Annotated in this window: 8 protein-coding genes; 3 read left to right on the top strand and 5 right to left on the bottom strand. The window is 64.6% G+C overall.

Going from position 1 to position 10,526, the window contains the following annotated elements:
* The coding region (locus tag ACN0YF_RS07710) for a serine hydrolase domain-containing protein (protein ID WP_417493931.1) at positions 1-1,209 on the bottom strand (1,209 nt) is incomplete at its 3' end.
* A gap of 81 nt (positions 1,210-1,290) precedes the next feature.
* Positions 1,291-1,896 carry a superoxide dismutase gene (locus ACN0YF_RS07705; RefSeq protein ID WP_417493930.1) on the bottom strand — a complete coding sequence of 202 codons (606 nt, stop codon included), beginning with the start codon at positions 1,894-1,896 and terminating at the stop codon, positions 1,291-1,293.
* Between the two features lie 120 nt (positions 1,897-2,016).
* Between ACN0YF_RS07705 and ACN0YF_RS07700 the strand changes: the two genes are divergently transcribed.
* Positions 2,017-2,832 (top strand): squalene/phytoene synthase family protein, encoded by an 816-nt coding sequence (locus ACN0YF_RS07700; protein WP_417493929.1) that lies wholly within the window; start codon positions 2,017-2,019, stop codon positions 2,830-2,832.
* On the opposite strand, the gene ACN0YF_RS07695 is transcribed toward ACN0YF_RS07700, so the two are convergent.
* The 3 genes from ACN0YF_RS07695 to trmFO all read right to left on the bottom strand — a co-directional run bounded on the left by ACN0YF_RS07695 (position 2,829) and on the right by trmFO (position 8,283).
* Complete coding sequence (locus ACN0YF_RS07695) at positions 2,829-4,721, bottom strand: alpha/beta hydrolase family protein (protein ID WP_417493928.1); 1,893 nt, start codon at positions 4,719-4,721, stop codon at positions 2,829-2,831. The two genes, ACN0YF_RS07700 and ACN0YF_RS07695, sit on opposite strands and share 4 nt — an antisense overlap.
* Before the next feature lie 156 nt (positions 4,722-4,877).
* Entirely contained in the window at positions 4,878-6,821 is a 1,944-nt protein-coding gene (locus ACN0YF_RS07690) for an alpha/beta fold hydrolase (RefSeq protein WP_417493927.1), read from the bottom strand.
* 67 nt (positions 6,822-6,888) lie between these two features.
* Positions 6,889-8,283 (bottom strand): methylenetetrahydrofolate--tRNA-(uracil(54)-C(5))-methyltransferase (FADH(2)-oxidizing) TrmFO, encoded by a 1,395-nt coding sequence (gene trmFO, locus ACN0YF_RS07685; RefSeq protein WP_417493926.1) that lies wholly within the window; start codon positions 8,281-8,283, stop codon positions 6,889-6,891.
* Positions 8,284-8,427: 144 nt separating this feature from the next.
* On the opposite strand from trmFO, the gene ACN0YF_RS07680 reads away from it, so the two are divergent.
* Positions 8,428-9,348 carry a hypothetical protein gene (locus tag ACN0YF_RS07680; RefSeq protein ID WP_417493925.1) on the top strand — a complete coding sequence of 307 codons (921 nt, stop codon included), beginning with the start codon at positions 8,428-8,430 and terminating at the stop codon, positions 9,346-9,348.
* A 74-nt stretch (positions 9,349-9,422) separates the two neighbouring features.
* Positions 9,423-10,478 (top strand): hypothetical protein, encoded by a 1,056-nt coding sequence (locus ACN0YF_RS07675; RefSeq protein ID WP_417482539.1) that lies wholly within the window; start codon positions 9,423-9,425, stop codon positions 10,476-10,478.
* Positions 10,479-10,526: the final 48 nt, after the last annotated feature.

Raw genomic sequence — 10,526 nt, 5'->3', positions numbered from 1 at the left:
GGGGCTGATGAAGAAATCCGTGTCGAACAGGCCGCTCCAGGCATAATCGCCGGTGACGCCGACCGCCTCCTGGCCCTCGGCCGGCGACAGGACTACCGACCCGCCGAAGCCAAAGCCGCGCGCACCCCAGTCATCGCCGAGCTGTTCGGTCGGCACTTGCGGCGAGGTCATTTCACGCACGCTCTCGGGCGAGAGGATTTGCACTTCCCCGAGCGAGCCGCCACTGGCGAGCATCATCGCAAAGCGGATATAGTCCGACGCCGTCGAGACCAGGCCGCCGCCGCCCGAGGCCCAGTCCGGATTGGCCTGCTCGAAGGGCACCATGGCGCCGGTCTCGTCATGGACGTAGAGCGGTGACATGTCGGCCTCGTCGAAATCGACATCCTCATAGAAGAAGCCGGTCGAGCTCATGCCGAGCGGTTCGAACAGGCGGGTCTCCATGAACACCTCGAAGGGCTCGCCCGACGCGACCTCGACCACGCGGCCGAGTACGTCGAGGGAATAGGAGTAGATCCAGCGCGTGCCCGGATCTGTATAGAGGGGCAGGGCGGCGAGCTGCTGCATCCGCGCCTGAAGATCGCCGCTGCCGGAATAGAGCGAGTTTTCCAGATAGAGCCGGCCGAGATCGGTCTGATTGTCGAAGATATAGCCCAGGCCGGCGGTGTGGGTGAGCAAATGGCGGATCGTGATCGGACGCACCGGTGCGCGGGTCTCGATGACGCCCTCGGCATTGGCCATCGGGCTGACGGCAACCTGCACATTGGCAAACTCGGGAATATAGTCGGAGACCGGATCATCAAGCCCGATCTGGCCCGCTTCGACCAGCATCATCACCGCCACCGCCGTCACCGGCTTGGACATCGAGGCGATGCGCACAGGGCTGTCGATGGTGAAGGCTTCGCCGGTTTCCAGATCGATCTGCCCGGCTTCGGAGACAAAGGCGACCCGGGTGCCGCGGGAGATGATGGCGGCATAGCCGGGGCGGGCACCGGCGGCGGTCAGCGCCTCGAGCTGCTGGTCCAGCGCGGCCAGGCCGGCCGGGTCAAAGCCCAGCGCGGCCGGATTGTCGACCGGGGTGAAATCCGGGGCCTGTATGGCCGCTGTTTCAAGCGCTGCCGGAGCTTCGCTGACGGTCTGGGCGGCCGGATCCGGACTGCAGGCCGCCAGGCCCGCAAAAGCGAGCCCGGCAAGGAAGGAACGCAATGCCATGGAATTCCCCTCGGTATTCTTATCGATCAACCGAGGGGAAGCCTAAGACGGGAAAGCTCGCTTGGCGAGACGCCCAGCAGACTATTTTGCGGCGGCCAGATTGGCGGCAGCAAAATCCCAGTTGACCAGATCGCCCAGGAAGGTGGAGATATAGTCCGGACGGCGATTTCGGAAATCGACGTAATAGGCATGCTCCCATACATCCATCGTCAGCAGCGGCGTCACGCCGGCCTCGGTGATCGGGGTTTCGGCATTGGCGGTCTTGCGGATTTCAAGCTTGCCGTCTTTCAGCACAAGCCAGGCCCAGCCGGAGCCGAACTGGGTCGCGCCGGCCGTCGCGAAGGCGGTCTTGAAGGCGTCGAAGGAGCCGAAATCACGGTCGATCATCGTGGCCAGCTCACCGGCAGGTGCGCCGCCGCCATTCGGAGCCATCGAGTTCCAGTAGAAGGTGTGGTTCCAGACCTGGGCCGCATTGTTGAAAATGCCGGCCATGTCGGCCTTGCCGGCGCTGGCCTTGACGACGTCCTCGAGGGACTTGCCGGCCAGCTCATGGCCGTCCAGCAGCTTGTTGAGGTTGGTGACATAGGCGGCGTGGTGCTTGCCATGGTGGAAGTCGAGCGTCTCGGCGGAGATGTGCGGCGCCAGGGCGTCCTTGGCATAGGGCAGGGCGGGAAGGGTGAAGCTCATGGGACGTTCTCCGTCGATTGCGTGTGTGACAAAACAGGTGCGCGGGGGGCGGGCGTCTGCGCCGCTCAATGATATGAATGCATATGGGCCTCTGGCCACCAATGTCCACCGGAGGAGCGCATGAGCGCCGAGGATTTATCGGTTTTACTGCAAAAATCCGACCCGGACCGGCGTCTGGCGGCCTTGTTTGCGCCCGCCGGACTGCGCGCGCGCCTGTTCGCACTCTACGCGCTGAACCATGAGATCGCCCGTATTGCCGATGCCACCAGCGAGAGCCTGATCGGCGAGATGAAACTGACCTGGTGGCGCGAGGCGATCAGCGACCTCTATCTTGAAACCCCCAAGGTGCGCCGTCATGCCGTCACCGAGGCGCTGGCACCGTTGACGGCGATTCTGCCTGAGACCGAGCTGATCGATCTGATCGATGCCCGTTTCGATGATATCAGCGCCGCGCCGCATCCTGATCTCGACGCCCTGATCGATTATGTCGACCGGACTTCGGTGCGCCTGGTGCGTCTGGCGCTCCTGCTTTGCGAGGGTGACTTGCCGGAGCGCCAGATCATCGATGCCGGCCGCGCCTGGGGCCTGACGGGCCTGCTGCGCGCCTTCGCCTGGCGTGCCCGCATCGGCCGCGCCCCGGTCGCCGGCGACTATCTCACCGAGCTGGGGGGCACGCCCGCCATGCTCGCCCAGGGTCTTGGTCCTGATAAGGCGAAGGCCGCAATCCAGCCGGTGCGCGCCATCGCCGAAGATGCGGCGCGCGCCTTCCGCGCCGCCGGTGCGCTGCCGGTCGAGGCCGTGCCGGCGGCTGGCTATGTCGTACTGACGCCGGGCTATCTGGAGCGTCTGCCGAAGAACCCGTTCGAAGTCCCGCCCGAGCGCGCGCTCCTGGCGCGGCAGGCGCGGCTCAGCTGGCTGTCGCTGACGGGGCGTTAGTTCGCGCCGTCGCCGATATGCTCGCCGATGAAGTTTTCCAGCTCGCTCAGGACCCGGGCCCGCATGGCCGCTGATGTGAGCCAGTGGTCGAGATCGGAAATGTGGACATAGGTCACATCCTTGCCCGCGCGGCTCAGCGCGCGGTTCATGACGGCGCTGTGCTCGTCATCGACGACACTGTCCTCGCGGCCATGGATGAGCAGGACCGGAATCTGGACATTTTCGACGTGGTCGACCGGCGAGATCCGGCGGACGGCCGCGCGATCAGGCAGTTGTGTCGTCCCGGTGAACTGCTGGGCGATACGCCGGGAATAGGGAGTTGCGATCCCGCCCCAAGCATCGGCATTGCGAACAATGAGCCAGAGGTCGCTCAATGGCGCGATGGCGGCGGCACACTGGTAGGCATCGGGCGTGAAGGTGGCGCCGGCCAGGGCCGCATAACCGCCATAGCTCGCCCCGACAATGCAGGCGCGGCCCGGCATCGCATACCCGGCCTGGACCATGGCATTGAGGCCGTCAGTGATATCGCTCTGCATGATCCCCGTGCCCCATTCGCCCCAGCCGGCTTCTTCCCAGGCCGCGCCATACCCGCCGGAGCCCCGGAAATTGGGCTGCAGGACGAGATAGCCGCGCGTCGCGAAGAAATGGGCGATATAGTCAAATCCACCCGTATCCCGGGACGCCGGACCGCCATGGGGCAGGACGATGAGCGGATGTGGCCCCTCGCTCTCCGGGAGGGTCAGATAGGCCGGGATGGATGTCCCGTCACTGGCGCGGTAGCGCACCGACAGACGCTGAGGCAGGGCGACAGATGCCAGCTCCGGATAGGCAGGCCCGAGCGCGGCGAGCGACATGCTGGTGGCATCGAACAGGAAGTATTCCGGGGGCCGGTTCTCGCGGAAAGCGGCGACGGTGAATTGCGTCCGGTCGGTTGACCAGGACTGGATGGACACGAAAGCATCGGGAATGGCACCGTCCAGAACGCCCTGGATCGCTACGAAATCCTCATCGAACCAGACGTCGCGCGGCATGTCCTCATCGATGGTGAAGCCGATAATCGTGTTGGTGTAATAGTCGCGCAACAGTTGCTCGAAGTCGAAATCTTCGTTTTCGTACAAGGTGCGCAAGCGCTGCCCTGTTTCGAGCGAAACTGTATAGAGGCGCTGTCCGCCCCGCGCTGGACGTTCCGAGAAAACCAGCTCGTCATCGGTCCCCGCGAGCAGTCCCCACATTCTGGTTGTCAGTTGTTCTTCCTGGCGCTCATCGACCACGCTCCAGAACTCGCCGCTGCGGGTTTCCAGGATGTAGCGCTGACTGACGACCCGGTAGCTGGTTCGTGCGATGGGCGTGCCGGCGGCGTCGAGGGCATAATCGAAAACGGGTTCATTGGTCTGGTCGATGGTCAGGAACAGGCCGGTTGCCGGGTCCATCGTCGACAGGCCTCGTCCTCCGGTTCGCCCCCACACCACAAGATCACCGCTGTCAGGCACCCGGCCGACCGGGTAGCCATCGAGCTCGCGCAGCCGATCAGGCCGGTTGAGGTCGAGCGCATGAATTTGCGTGTAGTCGACAGCGCCCCACTGACCGCGTTCACGGGCGACAGACGCAATGATGATCAGAATATCGTCACTCGCCCAGAGCAGCCGCTGGACCCGGACCGCGGACACGTTGGCGCCGGCCGGTGGCTCACCGTCGCGGGAGATGACGGCAATGATCTGCTGGCCGGCCGCTTCTGAAAGCATGGCAATCCGGCGGCCATTCGGCGAGATGGATGGCAGGGCGATCTGCGGGTTGCGGGCGAAGGCGCTGATGGGCGGCGGCGCGGATTGTGCGTCGACAGCGGGCAGCATGAAAGACAGCGCTGCGAGCGCGTACAGAAAGCGAAACATGGAATCCCCCCGCATCCGCAAGCCCCACGCTTGCTGCTTGATCGCATCACAATCGCGGATTGTACCTTTGTCAATCTGGCCCAATCCGTTCGAACCGCGCCAGCGCGCACTGTTCTGGTCCGTTGCCCGGTGTCTCCGATCGGAGGCTGAGCCCGGCTAATCCCCGATATGCTCGCCCAGAAAGCGCTCCAGCTCTGTGAGCACGCGGGTGCGCGTCCCGGCATTGCTCAGCCAGTGATCGCTGTCGTTCATTTCAATGTATTCCAGATCGGCCCGGTTGCGGCGCAGGGCATCGCGCATGTCGCGGCTCTGCTCGATCGGGACGACGCTGTCATCGCGGCCATGCATCAACAGGATCGGGATGAGTATCTGGTCGGCATGATAGGCGGGCGAGATGGCGCGGAGCCGGGCGCTGCGCCGTGCTTCATCAACCCCATGCATGGCCTCGTTCCAATAGGCCACGCTCCAGTGCAGGCTGCCATGGCGATCGATGTCATAGCGGATCAATCCCGGTAGATCGGTGACAGGGGCGATGGCGGCGGCGCAGCGGTAGAGGTCGGGCGTGAAGGCCGCCCCGGCCAGCGCGGCATAGCCGCCATAGCTGAAGCCGACGATGCAGAGCCGGTCGGGATCGGCGATATTGGCCTGGACCAGGGCGAGGGCGCCGTCGGTGACATCATGCTGCATCAGCCCGGTTCCCCACTCGCCATAACCGGCCACTTCCCACTCCCGGCCATAGCCGTCCGAACCGCGGAAATCCGGCTGCAGCACGGCATAGCCACGCGAGGCGAGGAAGTGCGCGAGATAGTCAAATCCGCCCCTGTCACGGCTGGACGGGCCGCCATGGGGCAGAATGACGGTGGGGAAGGGGCCGTCGCCCTCCGGCGTGGTCAGATAGCCGGGGATCTGGGTGCCATCACGCGCCGGGTAGTGGATGTGCAGGCGCGGACGCAGGCCGCCCAGCGCCAGCGGGCCATAGGCGCTGCCGATGGCTTCGACATTGTTGCTGGCGACATCGTAGAGATAATAGACCCGTGGCCGATCCGCCGCTTCAGTCGAGATCACGAACCGGCCGCGATCACGCGACCAGCTTTCGATCCGCACGGAAACGCCGCCAAAACCGGCCTCCAGCATCGCCTGCCGCGCTGCCAATTCCTCGTCAAACCAGACGTGCTCGTCGAACACGTCGCTATAGGCGACGCCGACAACCAGATTGGTATTGGGGTCGGTCAGCACGGTGCCGATATCGTACTGGTCATTGCGAAACAGCTGCCGGGTGATCTGGCCGGTCTCGAGCGAGACGGCGTAGAGCCCGCTGGTCGATGCCCCCTCGCTGCGATTATATCTCACACGGATCGCCAGCGATCCGTCCTCGACCAGCCCCTGGGCGGAATAGACCGGCCGCTCCGCATCCTCTTCTTCAAGGATGGGGGCCCAGTCATCCCCGCGCTGCACCATGATGCGCTGGGTATTGCGGGCATCGGAATAATCGACCCGCGCGACGGCATTGCCCTGGCGGTCGATGATCCAGTCCCGGGTAATCGTGCTGCCATTGGCCTCGACGCGCTCGCCCCGCCGGGCGGGGTTGGCGGCGAGCAGATCGTAATTTCCGCCCTCGTCCCAGGCCGGGATCAGCGCAAAACCGTCCTCGGCACTGATGCCGAGAATGCGGCCGAGCCGGAGATTGGCCCCGGTCCGCCGCGACCCGCGCAGCAATTGGCGAAATTCAAGCCCATCCTCGACATCGAAGGCCAGAACGGCGGAAAAATCGATGACGCCGTGTACGCGCCGGGAATTGGCCGCCTCGCTTGCCGAGAGCAGCAGCGTGCGGTCACTGGCCCAGAGCATGGATTCGGGCCGGATCTCGCTGACATTGGCGAGCTGTTCTTCGCCTCCGGCCAACTCGCGTACGACCAGGATGCGGCGGCCTTCAAGATTGCTGAGAAAGGCGATCCGCTGCCCGTTCGGGGACAGGGTGACCATGTCCATCTGCGGCATCTGCGCGAACAGTTCGAGCGCGGGTGGTGCCTCGTTCTGCGCCAGGCTGCTGCCACAGGTGAAAAGTGTGGCCGCAAGGCCAGCCAAAACTGATCTGAACATGAAATCCCCCCGATCTGCCGGGAAGTTCACACCGTCTGCGCGGCTATTTCAAGTTGAAATGAGGCGGCTAACTCAGCCAGGCCGCCAGATCATCCAGCGCCCTTGCTGACATCGCTGTCTTGCGCGCCGGTGTCTTGGCCTTGCCGCGGATGCGGTTGCCGTCGGCGTCCTGGGTCGGCTGGGTGATGGGCGGGAAGAGGCCGAAATTGACATTCATCGGCTGGAAACTGCCCTTGCCGGCATCGAGATGCCCGCCGGTGACATGGCGGATCAGGGCGCCCATGGCCGTGGTTTCCGGCGGCGGCGCCAGCGTCTTGCCGAGACGTTCGGCGGCAGCATAGCGACCGGCCAGCAGGCCCATCGAGGCGCTTTCGACATAGCCTTCAACGCCGATCAACTGTCCGGCAAAGCGCAGGCGCGGCTGGGATTTCAGGCGCAGCTGATCGTCGAGCAGGCGCGGCGAGTTGAGGAAGGTATTGCGGTGAATGCCGCCGAGGCGTGCAAACTGCGCCTCTTCCAGGCCGGGGATGAGGCGGAAGATTTCGGTCTGGACGCCGTATTTCAGCTTGGTCTGGAAACCGACCATGTTGAACAGCGTGCCCAGCGCATTGTCCTGGCGCAATTGCACGATGGCATAGGCCTTGACGGTGGGATTGTGGGGATTGGTCAGCCCGACCGGTTTCATCGGCCCGTGACGCAAGGTCTCGCGGCCGCGCTCGGCCATCACTTCGATCGGCAGGCAGCCTTCGAAATAGGGCGTGCCTTCCCATTCCTTGAACTCGGTCTTCTCGCCGGCAATCAGCGCGTCGATGAAGGCGTCGTATTGTTCCTTGTCCATCGGACAATTGAGATAGGCGGTCTGGTCGGCCAGGGTCTCGCCCTTGTCATAGCGCGACTGGAACCAGGCCTTGTCCATATTGACGCTGTCGCGATGGATGACCGGCGCGATGGCGTCGAAGAAGGCCAGTTCGTCTTCGCCGGTCTCCTTGAGGATGGCTTCCGACAGGCTCTCCGACGTCAAGGGCCCGGTGGCGATGATGACGCTGTCCCAGTCTTCCGGCGGCAGACCGGTGATTTCCTCACGCGAGATCGTCACCAGCGGGTGCTCGCTCAGGCGCTTGGTGACGGCGGCGGAAAAGGCGTCGCGATCGACGGCGAGGGCACCGCCGGCCGGCAGACGGTGATTATCGCCCTCGGCCAGGATGATCGAATTGCAGCGCCGCATTTCCTCATGCAACAGCCCGACCGCATTGGTCTGGGCGTCGTCGGAGCGGAAGGAGTTGGAACAGACCAGCTCGGCCAGCCCGTCAGTCTTGTGGGCCTCGGTTTCCTTCACCCCGCGCATCTCGTGCAGGATGACGGGCACGCCTTGCGAGACAAGTTGCCAGGCCGCTTCGGAGCCGGCCATGCCGCCGCCGATGATGTGGACAGGTTTGAGAGCGCTTTGGGTCATGCGCGGCATATCGAGCGGGGGCGGGTGCAAGTCAAGCATTTGGGGGCAGTGGGGCCTTGCCATCTGCGCCCAGCTGCACCCCGTAACTTGCCTTCACGGCCCGGCACGTCCAGATCGGGGGTCTTGAACACAGCCCCCGTCACGGAGCCTGGCATGAACCCGACCCCCACCGCGACACCCGTCCCGATCCTGCGCAGCACGCTGGCTGGCTATGCCTTCCTGATCTCCCACTGGCAGCGCGCCCTGGTCGCGGCGGCGCCCTATACGCTGGCCTATATCGCGCAGCTGGTGCTGATGCAGGCGCTGGGCGATGCGACGGGCAATCCGGCGCTGTCGATGGGCTTCTTCCTGCTGTCGCTGGTCACCGTTGTCGCCAGTCTGGCGCTGTCGGCGGCCTGTCTGCGCATGGCGGTGCTGGGCGATTACAGTGGCTGGCACGGTCTCAAGGCCGGTGCCGATGAGGGGCGTATCTTCATCGTCGGCCTGCTGGTCTCGGCGCTGACCCTGCTCGTCTTCATCATGGCCTTCATGTTCTGGGCCGTGGTCCTTGGTTCAATTGCGGCCGGCGCGATGAGCCGGGCCGGGATCGACCCCGAGGCGGAAGGCCTCGAACTGGCCGATGCGATGGCCTATCTCGGCACTGCCGACTGGGCGGTGGCCGGCGTGGTCGGCCTGGCGGCGGCGGCGCTGCTGATCTGGCTTTCGGCGCGGCTGGTGCTGGCGCTGCCGGCGACCATCGCCAATCGCAAGATCATGGTGCTGAGCGCCTGGTCGCTGAGCAATGGCAATGCCTTGCGGATCGCCGCGGCGCTTCTGCTGACCTCACTGCCCTTGCTGGCGCTGGAGGCCGGATTGTATGAGCTGATCTGCGCCATGCTCGGATCGCGGCCGCTCTATGTGCCGGTGCCGGTCGGGGCCGACCAGATCAATGCTCCGGCCCTGGCCGCGGCCGAGGAATACCTGCGCTGGAACGGCTTGATGGCCTTCATCAATATCCCGGTATTCTCGGGCCTCTATGCCTATATCTATCGCAACCGCACCGCGACGCCCGTGGCAGGGGACGCGTTGGCCTAGCTTCCCTCTGGTGTTTGATTGCCAATTCGTCATGATGTGTGCCTAACATGCGAGCAGTCGCAGAGGGGAACGACATGACAGGCAAGGCTTTCGATATCGGGGAATGCATTTTCTACTTTTTCAAGCGTTTCGGCGAGAATCCGCTGGGCGTGATCTGGATCGCCGTGTGCCAGGCCCTTGTGGCCGCGGCGCTTGCTGCGCTCGCGCTTTCGCTGCTCGGTCCGGCCTATATGGGCCTGTTCGAGATGGCGATGCACGAAGCGCCCGGCGGCCTGACCGAGGCCGAACTTGAACAGGAAATGCTGGCCATGATGGGCCCGTTCATGGCGTCCATTCCGCTGATCGGTCTGCTCGGCATCATTGCGGCGTTGATGTTCCAGGGCGCCTGGCTGCGTCTGCTGACGCGTGGCGAGATCGCCTCCGTGATCCCTTTCCGTTTCGGTGGCGATGAATTGCGCCTGCTCGGCGTCAACCTGCTCTATATCGTCGTCGGTATCGCCGCCTATCTCGGCATCGCGATGGCGGCCGTCGTGGTTGGACTGGTGGCGGCCGGCGTGTTTGCCGGCAGTGATGGTTCGATGACCGGCGGTCTGATGACCGGGCTGATCGCCTTTGTCGGCATTCTGGCCATCGCCGTCATCGTGCTGGTCTTCTGTATCCGGCTCGCTTCGGCTCCGGGCCTGACCATGGTCGACCGCAAGGTCCGTTTCTTCGAGAGCTGGACGGCGAGCAAGGGTGTGTTCTGGCACCTGGCGCTGAGCTATCTCGTCGTCGCCGGCCTGATCCTTGTTCTGACCACCGTGCTCGGCACGCTGATCCAGCTCGTCTTCCTGGGTGCCCTGATGCCGCTGGTGGTGGAGTTCGCACAGATCGCCGAAGGCGGTACTGAACTCATGCCTGAAGAGGTCTTCGCCATGCTGCAGGAGACGCTCGGCAATCCCGGTGTTGTCGTCGGCCTCCTGACCGGTGTGGTGCTGGGCTATGCGATGCAGATCGTGTTCGAGGGCATGTGGCACGGCGTCGGCGCCTACAATGCTGTGCGCTACCGCGCCGGCGGCGATATCGAGGAAACCGATTCCCCGACCCTGACCGCCGACCATCCTGCCGGGGCCTCGCCGACCGAAGGCTAGGTCGCCGCGCCTTGCCAATAACAGGACGGCCCGCCGGTTCCACGGCGG

This window comes from Maricaulis sp. (assembly GCF_048270265.1).
Taxonomy (GTDB): domain Bacteria; phylum Pseudomonadota; class Alphaproteobacteria; order Caulobacterales; family Maricaulaceae; genus Maricaulis.
This window is presented reverse-complemented; position numbering and strand designations above follow the sequence as displayed.

Excerpts from the sequence above, each read along its gene's own strand:
- ACN0YF_RS07705 (WP_417493930.1), bottom strand. The coding sequence starts at position 1,896 with ATGAGCTTCACCCTTCCCGCCCTGCCCTATGCCAAGGACGCCCTGGCG.
- ACN0YF_RS07700 (WP_417493929.1), top strand. The coding sequence starts at position 2,017 with ATGAGCGCCGAGGATTTATCGGTTTTACTGCAAAAATCCGACCCGGAC.
- ACN0YF_RS07695 (WP_417493928.1), bottom strand. The coding sequence starts at position 4,721 with ATGTTTCGCTTTCTGTACGCGCTCGCAGCGCTGTCTTTCATGCTGCCC.
- ACN0YF_RS07690 (WP_417493927.1), bottom strand. The coding sequence starts at position 6,821 with ATGTTCAGATCAGTTTTGGCTGGCCTTGCGGCCACACTTTTCACCTGT.
- trmFO (WP_417493926.1), bottom strand. The coding sequence starts at position 8,283 with ATGCCGCGCATGACCCAAAGCGCTCTCAAACCTGTCCACATCATCGGC.
- ACN0YF_RS07680 (WP_417493925.1), top strand. The coding sequence starts at position 8,428 with ATGAACCCGACCCCCACCGCGACACCCGTCCCGATCCTGCGCAGCACG.
- ACN0YF_RS07675 (WP_417482539.1), top strand. The coding sequence starts at position 9,423 with ATGACAGGCAAGGCTTTCGATATCGGGGAATGCATTTTCTACTTTTTC.